This is a genomic window from Bradyrhizobium oropedii, assembly GCF_020889685.1.
Taxonomy (GTDB): Bacteria; Pseudomonadota; Alphaproteobacteria; order Rhizobiales; family Xanthobacteraceae; genus Bradyrhizobium; species Bradyrhizobium oropedii.
In genome coordinates, this window is the sequence record NZ_JACMYO010000002.1 from 101,872 (window position 1) to 117,004 (window position 15,133).

Below are 15,133 nucleotides of genomic sequence, written 5' to 3' on the forward strand. Positions count from 1 at the left end.
AAAGGCCTTTTCGCCCCCGTTCGATCTACCTATTAAGGGTCCTATGAACGCGCCCAAGAACGAACCGAAGATCACCCCCGAACTCGTCGCCGCCCACGGGCTGAAGCCGGACGAGTACGAGCGCATCCTCAAGCTGATCGGGCGGGTTCCGACCTTCACCGAACTCGGCATCTTCTCGGCGATGTGGAACGAGCATTGCTCGTACAAGTCGTCGCGGATCCATCTGCGCGGCCTGCCGACCAAGGCCCCCTGGGTGATCCAGGGCCCCGGCGAGAATGCCGGCGTGATCGATATCGGCGACGGCCAGGCCGTGGTGTTCAAGATGGAGAGCCACAACCACCCGAGCTACATCGAGCCCTACCAAGGCGCCACCACCGGCGTCGGCGGCATCCTGCGCGACGTCTTCACCATGGGCGCGCGCCCGATCGCCTGCCTGAACGCGCTGAGCTTCGGCGCGCCCGAGCACCCCAAGACCCGGCATCTGGTGTCCGGCGTGGTCGCGGGCGTCGGCGGCTACGGCAATTCGTTCGGGGTGCCGACGGTCGGCGGCCAGGTGCGCTTCCACACCCGCTATGACGGCAACATCCTGGTCAACGCGATGGCGGTGGGCCTCGCCGACGCCGACAAGATCTTCTACGCGGCTGCCTCCGGCGTGAACATGCCGATCGTCTATCTCGGCTCCAAGACCGGCCGCGACGGCATCCATGGCGCCTCGATGGCCTCGGCCGAATTCGACGATGCCTCCGAGGAGAAGCGCCCGACCGTGCAGGTCGGCGATCCCTTCGCCGAGAAGCTGCTGCTCGAAGCCTGCCTCGAGATCATGGCCGCCGATTGCGTGGTCGCGATCCAGGACATGGGTGCGGCGGGCCTGACCTGCTCGGCGGTCGAGATGGGCGCCAAGGGCGATCTCGGCGTCGACCTCGATCTCGACGCGGTGCCGACCCGCGAGACCGGCATGAGCGCCTACGAGATGATGCTCTCGGAGAGCCAGGAGCGGATGCTCATGGTGCTCAAGCCCGAGAAGGAGAAAGAGGCCGAGGCGATCTTCCGCAAATGGGGGCTCGATTTCGCCATCGTCGGCTACACCACGCCAAGCAAGCGCTTCGTCGTCAAGCATGGCGGCGACGTGATGGCCGATCTGCCGATCAAGGAGCTCGGTGACGAGGCGCCGGTCTATGATCGTCCGCACGTCGCCTCGAACGCGCTGCCTGTCATCCGCGGCCAGGACGTCAAGCCGCCGCTCGGCATCGCCGACGCACTGACCAAGCTGATCGGCACGCCCGAGCTGTGCTCGAAGCGCTGGGTCTGGGAGCAGTACGACCACGTCATCCTGGGCAATACCATGCAGCGCCCCGGCGGCGACGCCGCGGTGGTCCGCGTCGAGGACGGGCCGAAGGGACTTGCGCTCACCGTCGACGTCACCCCGCGCTATTGCGAGGCCGATCCGTTCGAGGGCGGCAAGCAGGCGGTCGCCGAAGCCTGGCGCAACATCACCGCCGTCGGCGGCCGGCCGCTCGCGATCACGGACAATCTCAATTTCGGCAATCCGGAGCGGCCCGAGATCATGGGCCAGTTCGTCGGCTGCCTGAAGGGTATTGCGGAGGCCTGCGTTGCGCTGGACTTCCCGGTCGTGTCGGGCAACGTCTCGCTCTACAACGAGACCAATGGCCGCGGCATCCTGCCGACGCCCTCGATCGGCGGCGTCGGCCTGCTCGACGACTTCACCAAGTCGGCGACGCTGGCCTTCAAGGCGGCGGGCGAGGCGATCCTGCTGGTCGGCGACACCCAGGGCTGGCTCGGCCAGTCGGTTTACCTGCGCGATGTCTGCGGCCGCGAGGAGGGCGCTCCGCCGCCGGTCGATCTCGCCACCGAGAAGCGCAACGGCGACGTGGTGCGGGGCATGATCCGCGCCGGCACCGCGACCGCCGTGCATGACCTCTCCGACGGCGGCCTCTTGATCGCGCTCGCCGAGATGGCGATTGCGAGCGGCATCGGCGCGCAGCTGCTGGCGGCGCCGTCTTCGATCGTCCCGCATGCCTATTGGTATGGCGAGGATCAGGCGCGCTACATCGTCACCGTGCCTGCGGCCGATGCAGGCCTCGTGCTGGCCAAGATGAAGGGTGCCGGCGTGCCCTGCGCACGCATTGGCACCACCGGCGGCGAGGCGATTGCGGTCGCCGGCGAGCCGCCTGTAACGATCGAAAGCCTGTCCCGCGCCTTCGAGCACTGGCTGCCGAACTACATGCACGGCGCTGCCGCCTGATCCGGGAGGATCAGGCGCTGCAACGTCAAGCGAACAGGAGCTCAATAGCGCGATGACCCTGTCATCGCGCTATCGCTTTTTGTTCAAGCACGATCGCTTCAGGTCGCGCCGCGGACCGCGCGCCAGGCAAAGATGATCACGCAGGCGCCGATGAAGCCGGCGACGAGATAGCTGATCCATCCTCCGCCGAGCGATACGCCGAGCAGACCCAACAGCCAGTTCGCCAGCGCGGCGCCGACGATGCCGAGGATGATATTCATGAAGATGCCGGTTCCGGTCTTCATGAACATCTCGGCGAGCCAGCCGGCCAATCCGCCGACGATGATTGCGGCGATCCATCCAACTTGAGGGTCGTTCATCTCGGGACTCCCTAGGGTCAAGCAGTCCGGCCAGCATATCTGAGAATCACGTCACTACATGTGACCAATGGCAGGTTGTGCGCAACTTGTCGCCGCGACCGGGCCGGCGGAATGCGCGCGTGAAGGCCCTGTCGGCCTTGACGGTCCGGAGTGCCATGTGATCTTGCTTGGCACGCTGGGGTTGTTTCGTTCGGGCTATCCCGTTCGTACCCGCCACTGGAGATGCAAGATGCGGCGGGAAGGACTGGGGTCGTGGCGACGGAGGACGATCGCCGCTGCACCGATCATGCTGACGCTGATTGTCCTGACAATGGGATTGTCGGCGCGGGCACAAGACGCCGTCCCGAGTGGAGCAGGAAAAGCAATTCCGGGCTCGCCTGCGTCCCGGGCCCCGAAGGCCGACCTTCCCCCACCACTCAACCTCGGAGGCGCTGCCGATCGACGCGGCGAGCCGAAATCGTCCCAATCCGACGGCAAATGGTCCGACAGGCGGCGCTGGTCTGGTTACGCGTCAGCTCTCAACAAAACGGTGATGGACGCAGTAAACGCGAACAGCGCGGTCAAAACCGCACTCAGCTCCGACTACGTCGAATATGAACTGTGGATCGATCGGACCGGACGCGTCACGCGCGTCCGACCCATCAAGTCGCTCGGCGACAACGAGCTGGACGCCGCGCTGCGTGACGAAGTCCTCCTCAAGCTGAACCTCTCGGCGCCGGAGAGCGATATGCCCATGCCGGTCAAAGGGAAAACCGGGAAGATCAATGGCGGGTTTTGGTCGGGGATATCATTGAAGGACTGAGATCGGCGCCTGTCGAGGGGCGCTTACGGCGCTGTGCGCTTGCGCCTGCTTCGCCGTTCAGCGGCCGTGATCAGGATGCGCGGGCCCGGGCCCTGGGCACCGAGCCGGTCGTCGCCGTTGCGCAGCGGGCAATCGGTCACCGACAGGCAGCCGCAGCCGATGCAGTTGAACAGCTTGTCGCGGAGGTCAGTCAGATCGCTGATGCGCTGCTGCAGCGCTTCAGTCCAGGCGCGCATCGCGCGCTCCCATTCGCGCATGGTCGGGGCGCGATCGAGCGGGATCGCCGCGAAGGTCTGCCTGATCTCCTCCAAAGGAATCCCGGCGCGCTGCGCGATCCTGATGACAGCGATGCGTCGCAGCACGCCGCGCATGTAGCGCCGCTGATTGCCGCCGGTGCGCCGGCTCGCGATCAGCCCCTTGCTCTCGTAGAAGTGAAGGGTGGAAACGGCGAGGACCGGCACCGGCGGCGGAGGCCTGGTGCGGCTCGGCGATGTCGCGACGCTCGAGATCGGCGGCGAGAATTACGATTCCAATGCGCGCGACAGCGGCAAGCCCACCGTCTATATCGCGGTGCAGCCGACCCCCGACGGCAACCCGCTGGAGATCGTCGCCGCCACCGCGAAGGTGATCGAAGATCTCAATCGCGTGGCGCCGCCCGGATTGAAGGTCGCCGACGTCTTCAATATCGTGCACTTCGTCAAGGCCTCGATCTCAGAGGTTCAGCACGCGCTGGTCGAGGCAATCGCGATCGTCGTGGTGGTGATCCTGCTGTTCCTGGGATCGTTCCGTTCGGTGCTGATCCCGGTCGTCACCGTGCCGCTGTCGCTGGTCGGCACCGCCGCGATGATGCTGGCGCTCGGCTTCTCCATCAATTTGCTGACCCTGCTCGCGATGGTGCTGGCGATCGGGCTCGTGGTCGACGACGCCATCGTCGTCGTGGAAAACATCCATCGCCACATCGAGGAAGGCCTGAAGCCGGGCGACGCGGCCCTGATCGGCGCGCGCGAGATCATTGGCCCCGTGATCGCGATGACGATCACGCTCGCCGCGGTCTATGCGCCGATCGGCCTGATGGGGGGACTGACCGGCAGCCTGTTCCGCGAGTTCGCCTTCACGCTTGCGGGCTCGGTGGTGGTCTCGGGCGTCATCGCGCTGACCTTGTCGCCGATGATGAGCGCGCAGCTTTTGGGCGAAGCGACCTCGCACGGCCGGTTTGCCCGCTTCGTCGAGCACCAGTTCTCAAAGCTGTCGCGCGGCTACAGCAGACTCTTGGCTGCCACGCTCAAGATGCGTGCAGCGGTGCTGCTGGTGGCGTTCAGCGTGCTGGCGGCGATCGTGGTGCTGTTCCTCGGCAGCCAGCGCGAGCTCGCGCCGTCCGAGGACCAGGGCTATGTGTTCACCGTGCTCCGCAATATGCCAGCGTGGACTACACCACGCGCTCCTCCGACCAGATCGAGCAGCTGTTTCGCTCGTTTCCCGAATACCACGCGAGTTGGTTCATCAACGGGACCGACGGGCAGAACCATGCCTTCGGCGGCATCACCCTGACCGATTGGGACAAGCGCAAGCGCTCCGCCAACGATATTCAGAACCAGCTCTACGGCATGTCCTACGGCGTGCTCGGCGCCAGCGTGACGCCGTTCCAGCCGGCCGCGCTGCCGGCCGCGACCGGCGGCCTGCCGTTCCAGATGGTGGTGCGCTCGGCGGGCGATTTCTCGACCATCTATCAGGAGGTCGAGACGCTGAAGGGCGCCGCCTGGAAGAGCGGGCTGTTCGCCTTCGTCGACAGCGATCTGGCGTTCGACAGTCCGACGGCGCGGATCACGATTGATCATGCCAAGGCCGCCGAGGCCGGCGTCAGCATGCAGACCATCGCCGACACGCTTGCCGTGCTGGTCGGCGAGAACTACGTCAACCGCTTCAACTTCTTCGAACGCTCCTACGAGGTGATCCCGCAGGTGCGGCAGGCTGATCGGGTCACCCCCGAGGGGCTCGGAAACTTCAACGTGCGCTTGAGCTCGGGGCAGATGTTCCCGCTGTCGACGGTGATCAAGGTCAACGTCAAGCCGGAGCCGAACCGGCTGCCGCAGTTCAATCAGATGAACGCGGCGACGATCTCGGCCGTGCTCAAGCCCGGCGTCACCATGGGGCAGGCGGTGTCGTTCATGCAGGCGCAGCAGCTGTCGCCGGGCATGACCGTCGACTGGCTGTCGGACAGCCGGCAATATGTCCAGGAGGGCAACCGCCTGATCGTCACTTTCGGCATGGCGCTGATCGTGATCTTCCTGGTGCTGGCGGCGCAGTTCGAGAGCTTCCGCGATCCCCTGGTCATCATGGTGACGGTGCCGCTCGCGGTCTGCGGCGCGCTGCTGCCGTTGTATTTCGGCTTCACGACGCTGAACATCTACACCCAGATCGGCCTCGTCACCCTGATCGGGCTGATCTCCAAGCATGGCATCCTGATGGTGAGCTTTGCCAACGAGATCCAGCACCATGAAGGGCTCGACCGGGTCGCCGCGATCCAGAAGGCCGCCGCGGTGCGCATGCGGCCGGTTCTGATGACGACGGCGGCGATGGTCGCGGGCCTTGCGCCGTTGCTTTATGCCGACGGCGCCGGTGCGGCGAGCCGCTTTGCCATCGGCATCGTCGTGGTGATGGGCATGCTGATCGGCACGCTGTTCACGCTGTTCGTGCTGCCGACCTTCTACATCCTGATCGCCCGCGACCACCGCGCAGCAAGCGCACCGCGGCTGGAAAGCGTGGCGGCCAGGGACGAGATCGCGGCGTGACCTCTACAGCACGTAGTTGGCGCCCGGCAGCTTGCGCAGCACGGCAGTCAGGGCCCAACTCAGCGCCACGGTGGCCAAGAAGGCGATCGCAGCCTTTGCGATCGCCGGCAGATCCATGTCGAACAGCCAGTATTGCAGCCACAGCACGATCGGATAGTGCACCAGGAACATGCCGTAGGCATCGCTCTGCATGCGGTCGAGCAGCGTCGGCCCCGATGCCTTCGATTGCAGGAAGTAAGCCAGGATCGCGAACAGGATCGAGGCGCTGAACAGCACGTAGAAGCTGCCGTAGATCGCGAGATACCAGCCCGGCAGCGGATCGGGGTTACCGATGATCTGGCGCTTGATGTAGATCATCATCCACATCAGCGCATAGGGGATCAGCGTGATGCCGGTCCAGAACCAGCGCCTCTCGGTCAGCCGTCCGTGCGCGCTAAGCACGCCGCCCTCGAGGTTTGCCGCGCCGATGCCTGCACCAATGAAGAAGTAGCACGCATACAGCAGCACGCGGCTCGCCTGCACCGAGAACGGTCCGAGCTCAAACCAGTAGTTCTGGCCGTAATGGACCAGCATCGGCAGGTAGGCGGCGGCACTGACGATCACGAGGAACAGCCAGAACTTCGAGGGCCGCTGGAATCCCTTGATCGACAGCCGGTTGATCGGCTCGAGCAGAGTAGACGACACGCGATACAGCACGCTGGCCGTCAAGTCGAAGACCATCAAGACCCAGACGAACCAGATCGGGCCGCTCGGCCACGGCCCGAACATCATGGTCTTCTGCCAGAACTCAGAGAAGGTCAGATCCGGCGTCGCGCGCAGCGCGATCGCGTAATAGGCGATCGGGATCACGGTGACGGCGCAGACCACAAACGGCAGGCCGAGCCGCAGCAGCCGGTCGCGCAGGAAGATCAGCCACGGCTTACGGCCGAGTCCCGGCCAGACGAACAGCCCCGACAGGAAGAAGAACATCGCCATGAAGAAGCTGTCGGTGGCGAGCACCACGCAGTCGAAGCCGATCCACGACGTCGGGTCGGTGTGCCCGAAATGGGTGTAGGGGATCACGGCGTGGTGCAGCAGCACGACCAGCGTCAGGAAGGTGCGTGCACGGTCCAGGGCAAGGTTGCGCTTATGGAGCTTCGGTGCTGCCTGGACGTCGACGGCCGGAGCCGCGTGAGCAATCGATTTCATGGTGCCCCCAGCCGGGTCTGCAGCCTGATGTTGCAGTCGGGAACCCGATTCAGCAAGGCCCAATTGTCCCGATTCCGGGGTATCGAGGTCGGTCATCTCAGCGCATCTGTTTCGTTTTGGAACCGGGGTTGGGGGGCGGACGTTATCGGCGGACGCGCAAAGCGCGCGGGGGCTTTGCGGAGCAAGCAATGACACTGTTGAAATGGGCGCTGATCTTCCTGGCTGTATCGATCGTCGCGGGCTTGCTCGGTTTCACCGGCATTTCAGCCGCCTCCGCCGACATCGCGCGCTTCCTGTTCTACGTGTTCGTGGTGATCTTCCTGGTGCTCTTGATCCTCGGGCTCACGATTTTCAGGGTCTAGCGGCGTTCAGGCCGAACACTTCCGTCGTCATGCCCGGGCCTGGCCCCGGGCATTCACGTTTTTCAGGCTGGGTTGGCGCGCGGCGAAGGGCCGGGCTGGGCCCGGCGCTTACGGCAAGCGAGACGGCCTAGGCGACTTCCTCGATCTTCACCTTGTCCGGATAGAAAGCGAGGTGGCCGGTGATCTCGGTCATGGCCGGGAAAGGCTCATCATAGGTCCAGATCGCATTGTCCAGCGTCTTGCCGTTGGCCTTGATGCTGAAGTAGCTCGCATCCCCCTTGTAGGGGCAGTGGGTGGTCCGCTCGGTGCGGGTCAACAGCTCCATGTTGGCGTCCTGCCGGGGGACATATTGCACGGCCGGATAGCTCGCTTCCTTCAGGGTCAGCGCATGGGTGGTCTCGGCGATGACGACGCCGTCGGCGGTGACGCGGACGCGCTTGCCATTGGGCGTGATCGTGATCGGATGGTCGGGGCCGGGGAGCTTCATGATTCTGCGCCTCTTCTGGTCATTTCGGCGTGATGTCTTGTGACCGATTGATGCAGGTTTAAATCGCTGGGAATGGGAATATAGTGTGCCCAGGGATGACCTAGAAGACCTCAGGCGCTAGGTTTTACCTGCATGGCTGCCGAGCCAGCCATGATTCGAACGACCCTGACGGAGGTGGACTGGGATGCCGATGGACGCCCGTGATATCGAATCGATGATCAAGGCAGCGATTCCTGATGCCGAGGTGACGATCCGTGATCTGGCCGGCGACGGCGACCACTACGCGGCCACTGTCGTTTCCGAGTCTTTCCGTGGCAAGTCCCGGGTTCAGCAGCATCAGATCGTCTACCAGTCGCTGAAGGGCCAGATGGGCGGCGTGCTGCACGCGTTGGCCCTGCAAACCGGCGTGCCGGAAGGCTAGGCCCCGGCCAGCGGGCGGGGGCCTCAGGCGATGGCAGACAATCCGCGCGGTGCGATGTTTCGCGTCATCGTGCCGAACCAGCACAGCCGTGTCACCAATGCCGAGCTGTTCTTCGACCTCGTCTTCGTCTTCGCAGTCACGCAGCTGTCGCACACGCTGCTGCACCAATTTACCCCGCTCGGCGCGGTGCAGGTCACGGTGCTGTTTCTCGCGGTGTGGTGGGTGTGGGTCTACACCACCTGGGTCACCAACTGGCTCAATCCCGACCTGACGCCGGTCCGCCTGCTGCTGTTCGTCCTGATGCTGGGCGGGCTGTTGCTGTCGACCTCGATTCCAAGCGCCTTCGAGGGCCGCGGGCTGTGGTTCGCCGGGACCTATGCGGCGATGCAGGTCGGCCGCACGGCGTTCTGGCTGCTGGCGACGCCGCGGCGCCGGACGGCGGTGCGCCACAACGCGATCCGTATCCTGACCTGGTTGTCCGGCTCGGCCGTGCTGTGGATTCTCGGCGGCTTCGCCGAGCACGAGACGCGGATGTGGCTCTGGATTGCGGCGCTGGCCATCGAGTATGTCGCGCCGGCCCTGCGGTTCTGGACTCCTGGCCTCGGTTTTTCCTCGATGGAGGCGTGGTCGGTCGAGGGCGGCCACATGGCCGAGCGCTGCGCCGGCTTCATCATCATCGCGCTCGGCGAGGCAATCGTGGTCGACGGCGCGACCTTCGCCGAGCTGACCTGGACGCCGGAGAATGTCGCCGCCTTCATCTCGGCGCTGGTCGGCAGTATCGCGATGTGGTGGATCTATTTCCACAAGGGCGCCGAGGCCGGCTCGGAGATGATCTCCAAGTCCGAGGAATCCGGCCGCGTGGCGCGGATCGCCTACACCTATCTGCACATGCCGATCGTCGGCGGCATCATCCTCACGGCGGTTGCCGACGAGCTGGTGCTGAAGCACCCCGGCGGCCATGCTGATCTCAACACGATCATAAGCTCGGTCGGCGGCCCCGCGCTGTTCCTGATCGGGACCATCCTGTTCAAATATGTGATCCGCAACTTCCTGCAGCTCTCGCACGGCGTCGGCATCGTCGCGCTGGCGATCACCGCCTATTTCGCCAGCGGGATGTCACCGCTGGTGCTGTCGCTCGTCACCACCGCGATCATGATCGTGGTCGCGGCGTGGGAATCGATTTCGCTGCGCTCGACAGAGGGTGAGGAGTAGGGGCGTCCGCGGCTACGTGCGACCGGCCATCGCCACGCGGTGCTGCCAATAGACGAACAGCGGCGCGCCGATCACTTCGAGCGCGGTGAAGCCCACGAAGGGCAGCGGCGGGGTGCCTACCATCGCCATCGACAGCAGCCGGCCGATGCCGCCGAGGAAGATGCCGCCCCAGACCACGCGGAACAGCACGCTCTCGCTTTCGATGCGCGGCACCAGCCAGAGCAGAGCGAGGCCAAGCCCAAACCAGAGACCGCCGAAGAAGCGCAGATTGCTGTCGAGCACCGGCAGCGCCGGAACGCCTGACGAGGCGTAGAGCGGATCGCTGACGCCGAGCATGGTGATGATGCCGGTCAGGATCGGGACGAGGGCGAGCAGCACTGTGGCGATCTGCAGCGCACGCCGGCCCATCATCGTGCCCCCGTCCTGGTTAGGCGCTAGTCCGCCACGAGCGCATGCACCGAGAACATCGTGTTGGCGTCGGTCCAGCTTTCGCGCACCGTCCAGCCCGCGCTGCGGGCGAGGGCGGTGAAACGCGGGAGCGAATATTTATAGCTGTTCTCGGTGTGAATGCTCTCGCCGGGGCGGAAGGCGAAGGTGTTGCCGAGGATGCGCACGGTCTGCGCCTTGCGGCTGATCAGATGCATCTCGATGCGATGGCGGTCGCGGTTGTAGATCGAGCGGTGGGTGAAGCCCGACAGGTCGAAATTGCCGCCGAGCTCGCGGTTGATGCGCACCAGCACATTGAGGTTGAAGCGCGCGGTGACGCCGGCCGCGTCGTTATAGGCGTCGTACAGCACCCGCTCGTCCTTCTCGAGGTCGACGCCGATAATCATCTGCGCGCCGTGGCCGAGGATCTGGCGCGCGCTACGCAGGAAGGCCAAGGCCTCGCTCGGCTCGAAATTGCCGAGCGTCGAGCCGGGGAAGAAGCCGACCTTCGGCATCGCGGCGACGGCCTCGGGCAGCGCGAACGGCGTGGTGAAGTCGGCCGCGACCGGATAGATGCCGAGGCCGGGGAAATCCTTGCGGAGGCCGTCGGCCTGGGCCTTGAGGAAATCGCCGGAAATATCGACCGGCACGTAGGCTGCGAATTCGCAATGTTCGAGCAGCAGGCGCACCTTGGTGGTGGCGCCGGCGCCGAACTCGACCAGGGCCGCACCATCGGGGATGATCGCGGCGATCTCGTCGCCGCGGTCGCGCAGGATGCCGAGCTCGGTGCGCGTCGGATAATATTCCGGCAGCACCGTGATCTGCTCGAACAGCTCCGAGCCGGTGGCGTCGTAGAAATATTTCGGCGACAGCCGTTTCGGGTGACGGGCGAGATCGCCGATCACATCGCCGGCAAACGCCGAGGTCGCTTCGTCGAACGGATACGCTTTGGCCAAAGCGGCGGCATGCACATTCATGATACTCTCCCGAACGCGCTTACCGACGCGTCATCGATTTCGACAGGACTCAATCAGGCATAGTCGGCGAGGCGTAACCCCGTGAATTGCCAGCGATGGTGCGGATAGAAGAAGTTGCGGTAGGTGACACGGCTGTGACCGGCCGGCGTCGCCAGCGACGAGCCGCGCAGCACGAGCTGGTTGACCATGAACTTGCCGTTGTACTCGCCGAGCGCGCCTTCGATCGCGCGATAGCCCGGGTAGGGCGAATAGGCGCTGCGGGTCCATTGCCAGACGATGCCGTAGGCGTCGTTGAGCAGGCCGGCGCGCGCCGCGACCTCCCATTCCATCTCGGTCGGCAGATGCTTGCCGGCCCAGCGGGCGAAAGCGTCGGCTTCGTAGTAGCTGACATGGCAAACCGGAGCCTGCGGATCGATCGGCTGCAGACCGCCGAGCGTCATGATCTTCCACTCGCCGTCGATCTCGCGCCAGTGGCCCGGCGCCTGCCAGCCCTCGTTGGTCACCGTGCCGAAGCCATCCATCAGCCACAGCGTGGCGGTGGAATAGCCGCCGTCCTTGATGAAGGCGAGCCAATCGGCATTGGTGACGAGGTTTTTCGCGAGCTTGACCGGGCCGACCAGCGCACGATGCGCGGGCTTCTCATTGTCGAAATGGAAGCTGTCGTCGCCGTGGCCGACGGTGTGGATGCCTTCGTTGAGTGTCACCCATTCCTCAGGCCCGCGCTGCGATGCCGGGAAGCGCCACGCCGGATCGTAGGCCGGCGGGATCGGGTTTTGTGCGAAGGCGTGCAGGATGTCGGTGTACATCAGCTCCTGATGCTGCTGCTCGTGATTAAGGCCGACCTCGACCAGCGGCACCAGCGCCGCGAGCTGTTCTGTCGGGGCGGTCTGGAAGAATTTCATCACCTCGGCGTCGACATGGCGGCGGTAGGCGGTGACCTCGTCGGCCGTCGGGCGAGTCAGATGGCCGCGCTGGTGGCGGGCGTGCCGCGGGCCGGCGCTGACGTAATAGGAATTGAACAGATAGGCGTAGTCCGGGTGGAACGGCGTGTAGCCCTTGACGTGCTCGCCGAGCAGAAACTGCTCGAAGAACCAGGTGGTATGGGCACGATGCCACTTGGCGGGGCTCGCATCCGGCATCGACTGGATCAGCTGGTCTTCCGCCGACAGCGGCGCGGCCCGGCGCTCGGTCTCGTCGCGGACCGCGCGATAGGCATCCACCAGCCGCTGCGCGAGCGATCCGGATTCGGAGGACAATGACGGCGGGGTGCCGGGAATGGCGGCCGCGGCAGAGGCTGGTTTCGTCAACGATAATCTCCGATTCAAGGGGAGAACGTTGCTTCGGTAATCTGGTTCCAGACGGACAGTTCGTCCTAGATAGGGGCTCCGTTACGGGAAAAAAGCCTCCCCCATGATGATATTGGGCCCGTCAGATAATCCCGGCTCCTTTTGCGGTGCCGTCCGGCCCCCGCCGCATGCCAGATTTCCGCCATTTTGCTTTGGATGCACAATGGTTTGAGCTACATATATAGCCAGTCACGGGTTAGAAGGGCGGGCCGGCCCGTTAAGGCCTGAGAGCGCCGCCCCCGAAGGAAGCGAAAATGAGCATCGAGCAATTCATCGACAACGAAGTGAAGTCGAACGACGTCGTGCTGTTCATGAAGGGCACGCCGCAATTCCCGCAGTGCGGGTTTTCCGGTCAGGTCGTGCAGATACTCGACCACATCGGTGTCGGTTACAAAGGCCTCAACGTTCTCGAATCCGCCGAGCTGCGCAACGGCATCAAGGTCTATTCGAACTGGCCGACGATTCCGCAGCTCTATGTGAAGGGCGAGTTCGTCGGCGGTTGCGACATCATCCGCGAGATGTTCCAGGCCGGTGAATTGCAGCAGCTGTTTGCCGACAAGGGCATCCCGGTCGACGTGGCTGCCTGACCTTGACGGCGCGCCGGATCGGCAAGGCGCGGCTCGAAGTCATCGTTACCGACATCACGACACTCCGCGTTGACGCCGTCGTCAACGCGGCCAACTCATCGCTGCTCGGTGGCGGTGGCGTCGACGGCGCGATCCATCGCGCCGCGGGCCCCGAGCTGCTCGCCGAGTGTCGCACGCTCCATGGGTGCAAGACCGGCGATGCCAAGATCACGAAAGGCTACCGGCTCCCCGCCGGACACGTGATCCATGCGGTCGGCCCGATCTGGCACGGCGGCACCCAGAACGAGGATGCGCTGCTCGCATCCTGCTATCGCCGCGGCATCGAGCTCTGCCAAGCCGACCAGCTCGCGTCCGTCGCATTTCCGGCCATCTCGACCGGCGTCTATCACTTCCCACCCGACCGCGCTGCCGGCATTGCGGTCAAGGCTGTGGTCGATGCCCTGCCGGCCGCGCCCGGCGTCACGCAGGTGATCTTCTGCTGCTTCTCGGCCCCAAGCGGCGAACTCCATCAGGAGGTCCTGGACGCCTTTGGGAGCCCTTGTGCCTGATGATACCGCCGCTACACTTCCCCGTGATATCCGGGGAGGGATCAATAGAATGCATTCATTTCGTTTGACGTCCGCGGCCGCAGCTGCCGCGGTGGTGCTTGCGGCGCCGGCGTTCTCGCACACCGAAGGCACCTATGAGATTCCGGCGGGTGCCCATTTCAATCCCGACAAGCTCGCCAAGATCAGCGAGTTCTTCAAGAATGAGGTCGCGACCGGAAAGATTCCGGGCGCCATCGTCCTGATTCAGCAGCACGGCAAGCCCGTCTATCACGAGGCGTTCGGCGTGCAGGACGTGGTCAGCAAGGTGCCGATCACGGACAAGACCATCTTCCGCCTGGCTTCGATGTCCAAGTCGATCACCGCCGTGGCCTCGATGCAGCTGCTGGAGGAGGGCAAGTACAAGCTCGACGATCCCGTCTCGAAATACATTCCTTCCTTCGCCGACATGAAGGTCGGGGTCGAGAAGAAGGCCGAGGACGGCACCAAGACGCTCGAGCTGGTACCGCTGAAGCGGCCGATCACGATCCTCGATCTGATGACGCATACGTCGGGCATCACTTACGGCTTCTACGGCGACAGCCTGGTCCGCAAGGCCTACAAGGAAGCCAACATCTATGGCGGTGATTTCGACCTCGCCGAATTCGCCGAGCGGATCGCCAAGCTGCCGCTGCACAACCAGCCCGGCGCGCTCTGGCAATACGGCCATTCCACCGACATTCTGGCGCGCGTGATGGAGGTGACCACCGGCGAGAAGCTCTCGACGATCGAGCAGGAAAGGCTGCTCGGCCCGCTCGGCATGAAAGACACCGGCTTCTTCGTCACCGATCCCGAGAAGCAGAAGCTGATGGCCGAGCCGATGCCGAACGACAGCGATTTCCGGGTCGGCCGGGTCAACGATCCGACCAAGGTCAAGAAATGGGAATCCGCCAGCGGCGGCATGGTCTCGACCATGGCGGATTATTCGCGCTTCGCCCAGATGCTGCTCAATGGCGGCACCCTCGACGGCAAGACCATCATGAAGCCGGAGACGTTCAAGGAACTGACGACCGACCGCGTCGGTCCGGGCTCCGGCGTCGAGCGCGACTTCTTCTACTTTCCCGGCGACGGCTTCGGCTTCGGCCTTGGCATCGCGGTGCGCACCGATCCGGGCACCGCGAAGCCGCCGCCGCCCGGCGATCTCGGCGAGCTGAAATGGGATGGCGCCAGCGGCTGCTATTACATCATCGACCGCAAGCAGGACTTCTTCTTCGTCCTGCTGGAGCAGACGCCGAGCGAGCGCCAGCGTATCCAGCGGACGTTGAAGCAGCTCGTCTATGAAGCGTTGCAAAATTAGAGCGTTTTCGAGTGAAGAAAACGCGTCAAAACA

15 protein-coding genes and 1 pseudogene are annotated in these 15,133 nt (G+C 64.5%); 9 read left to right on the top strand and 7 right to left on the bottom strand.

Features of this window, described 5'->3' with window-relative positions:
- Nucleotides 1-43 precede the first annotated feature (43 nt).
- Nucleotides 44-2,263: a phosphoribosylformylglycinamidine synthase subunit PurL gene (gene purL / locus H8A95_RS01570; protein WP_229181491.1), complete on the top strand. Its 2,220-nt coding sequence runs from the start codon at nucleotides 44-46 to the stop codon at nucleotides 2,261-2,263.
- Between the two features lie 98 nt (nucleotides 2,264-2,361).
- Here purL and H8A95_RS01575 read toward each other — a convergent pair whose 3' ends face one another.
- On the bottom strand, nucleotides 2,362-2,622 hold the full coding sequence (locus H8A95_RS01575; protein ID WP_163159026.1) for a GlsB/YeaQ/YmgE family stress response membrane protein: 261 nt from the start codon (nucleotides 2,620-2,622) through the stop codon (nucleotides 2,362-2,364).
- Between the two features lie 286 nt (nucleotides 2,623-2,908).
- On the opposite strand from H8A95_RS01575, the gene H8A95_RS01580 reads away from it, so the two are divergent.
- Entirely contained in the window at nucleotides 2,909-3,424 is a 516-nt protein-coding gene (locus H8A95_RS01580) for an energy transducer TonB (RefSeq protein WP_229181492.1), read from the top strand.
- Nucleotides 3,425-3,447: 23 nt separating this feature from the next.
- On the opposite strand, the gene soxR is transcribed toward H8A95_RS01580, so the two are convergent.
- Nucleotides 3,448-3,885 carry a redox-sensitive transcriptional activator SoxR gene (gene soxR, locus H8A95_RS01585; protein ID WP_229181493.1) on the bottom strand — a complete coding sequence of 146 codons (438 nt, stop codon included), beginning with the start codon at nucleotides 3,883-3,885 and terminating at the stop codon, nucleotides 3,448-3,450.
- Between soxR and H8A95_RS01590 the strand changes: the two are divergent.
- Nucleotides 3,884-6,213: pseudogene (locus tag H8A95_RS01590) on the top strand (efflux RND transporter permease subunit); the annotation flags it as partial. The gene soxR and the pseudogene H8A95_RS01590 sit on opposite strands and share 2 nt — an antisense overlap.
- Nucleotides 6,214-6,216: 3 nt before the next feature.
- On the opposite strand, the gene H8A95_RS01595 reads toward H8A95_RS01590, so the two are convergent.
- Complete coding sequence (locus H8A95_RS01595) at nucleotides 6,217-7,401, bottom strand: acyltransferase family protein (RefSeq protein WP_229181494.1); 1,185 nt, start codon at nucleotides 7,399-7,401, stop codon at nucleotides 6,217-6,219.
- A gap of 188 nt (nucleotides 7,402-7,589) precedes the next feature.
- Between H8A95_RS01595 and H8A95_RS01600 the strand changes: the two genes are divergently transcribed.
- On the top strand, nucleotides 7,590-7,763 hold the full coding sequence (locus tag H8A95_RS01600; RefSeq protein WP_163159033.1) for a DUF1328 domain-containing protein: 174 nt from the start codon (nucleotides 7,590-7,592) through the stop codon (nucleotides 7,761-7,763).
- A 127-nt stretch (nucleotides 7,764-7,890) separates the two neighbouring features.
- Here the strand turns inward: H8A95_RS01600 and H8A95_RS01605 are convergent, their stop codons facing one another.
- Nucleotides 7,891-8,250, bottom strand: coding sequence for a DUF427 domain-containing protein (locus H8A95_RS01605; protein WP_229181495.1), 360 nt, complete (start codon nucleotides 8,248-8,250; stop codon nucleotides 7,891-7,893).
- Nucleotides 8,251-8,434: 184 nt separating this feature from the next.
- Between H8A95_RS01605 and H8A95_RS01610 the strand changes: the two genes are divergently transcribed.
- Both H8A95_RS01610 and H8A95_RS01615 read left to right on the top strand, forming a co-directional pair.
- A complete protein-coding gene (locus H8A95_RS01610; protein ID WP_021077843.1) occupies nucleotides 8,435-8,671 on the top strand; it encodes a BolA family protein in 237 nt (78 codons plus the stop codon).
- Between the two features lie 30 nt (nucleotides 8,672-8,701).
- Nucleotides 8,702-9,883, top strand: a complete 1,182-nt coding sequence (locus H8A95_RS01615) for a low temperature requirement protein A (RefSeq protein WP_229181496.1) — start codon at nucleotides 8,702-8,704, stop codon at nucleotides 9,881-9,883.
- 12 nt (nucleotides 9,884-9,895) lie between these two features.
- Here the strand turns inward: H8A95_RS01615 and H8A95_RS01620 are convergent, their stop codons facing one another.
- The 3 genes from H8A95_RS01620 to egtB are packed head-to-tail and all read right to left on the bottom strand — an operon-like array spanning nucleotide 9,896 to nucleotide 12,593.
- Complete coding sequence (locus H8A95_RS01620) at nucleotides 9,896-10,294, bottom strand: DUF4345 domain-containing protein (RefSeq protein WP_229181497.1); 399 nt, start codon at nucleotides 10,292-10,294, stop codon at nucleotides 9,896-9,898.
- A gap of 23 nt (nucleotides 10,295-10,317) precedes the next feature.
- A complete protein-coding gene (egtD, locus tag H8A95_RS01625) occupies nucleotides 10,318-11,286 on the bottom strand; it encodes an L-histidine N(alpha)-methyltransferase (protein WP_229181498.1) in 969 nt (322 codons plus the stop codon).
- Between the two features lie 53 nt (nucleotides 11,287-11,339).
- Nucleotides 11,340-12,593: an ergothioneine biosynthesis protein EgtB gene (gene egtB / locus H8A95_RS01630; RefSeq protein ID WP_229181499.1), complete on the bottom strand. Its 1,254-nt coding sequence runs from the start codon at nucleotides 12,591-12,593 to the stop codon at nucleotides 11,340-11,342.
- Between the two features lie 293 nt (nucleotides 12,594-12,886).
- Between egtB and grxD the strand changes: the two genes are divergently transcribed.
- From grxD to H8A95_RS01645, 3 genes are read left to right on the top strand one after another with little or no spacing between them, the layout of a single operon-like run.
- Nucleotides 12,887-13,219, top strand: a complete 333-nt coding sequence (gene grxD, locus H8A95_RS01635) for a Grx4 family monothiol glutaredoxin (protein ID WP_016843475.1) — start codon at nucleotides 12,887-12,889, stop codon at nucleotides 13,217-13,219.
- Nucleotides 13,216-13,767, top strand: coding sequence for an O-acetyl-ADP-ribose deacetylase (locus H8A95_RS01640; RefSeq protein ID WP_229181526.1), 552 nt, complete (start codon nucleotides 13,216-13,218; stop codon nucleotides 13,765-13,767). Before grxD ends, H8A95_RS01640 begins: the two co-directional genes overlap by 4 nt.
- 49 nt (nucleotides 13,768-13,816) lie before the next feature.
- On the top strand, nucleotides 13,817-15,100 hold the full coding sequence (locus H8A95_RS01645) for a serine hydrolase domain-containing protein (RefSeq protein ID WP_229181500.1): 1,284 nt from the start codon (nucleotides 13,817-13,819) through the stop codon (nucleotides 15,098-15,100).
- The last annotated feature ends 33 nt before the right edge of the window (nucleotides 15,101-15,133 follow it).

Coding starts and splice junctions, on each gene's coding strand:
- purL (WP_229181491.1), top strand. CDS start 44: ATGAACGCGCCCAAGAACGAACCGAAGATCACCCCCGAACTCGTCGCC.
- H8A95_RS01575 (WP_163159026.1), bottom strand. CDS start 2,622: ATGAACGACCCTCAAGTTGGATGGATCGCCGCAATCATCGTCGGCGGA.
- H8A95_RS01580 (WP_229181492.1), top strand. CDS start 2,909: ATGCTGACGCTGATTGTCCTGACAATGGGATTGTCGGCGCGGGCACAA.
- H8A95_RS01595 (WP_229181494.1), bottom strand. CDS start 7,401: ATGAAATCGATTGCTCACGCGGCTCCGGCCGTCGACGTCCAGGCAGCA.
- H8A95_RS01600 (WP_163159033.1), top strand. CDS start 7,590: ATGACACTGTTGAAATGGGCGCTGATCTTCCTGGCTGTATCGATCGTC.
- H8A95_RS01605 (WP_229181495.1), bottom strand. CDS start 8,250: ATGAAGCTCCCCGGCCCCGACCATCCGATCACGATCACGCCCAATGGC.
- H8A95_RS01610 (WP_021077843.1), top strand. CDS start 8,435: ATGCCGATGGACGCCCGTGATATCGAATCGATGATCAAGGCAGCGATT.
- H8A95_RS01615 (WP_229181496.1), top strand. CDS start 8,702: ATGGCAGACAATCCGCGCGGTGCGATGTTTCGCGTCATCGTGCCGAAC.
- H8A95_RS01620 (WP_229181497.1), bottom strand. CDS start 10,294: ATGATGGGCCGGCGTGCGCTGCAGATCGCCACAGTGCTGCTCGCCCTC.
- egtD (WP_229181498.1), bottom strand. CDS start 11,286: ATGAATGTGCATGCCGCCGCTTTGGCCAAAGCGTATCCGTTCGACGAA.
- grxD (WP_016843475.1), top strand. CDS start 12,887: ATGAGCATCGAGCAATTCATCGACAACGAAGTGAAGTCGAACGACGTC.
- H8A95_RS01645 (WP_229181500.1), top strand. CDS start 13,817: ATGCATTCATTTCGTTTGACGTCCGCGGCCGCAGCTGCCGCGGTGGTG.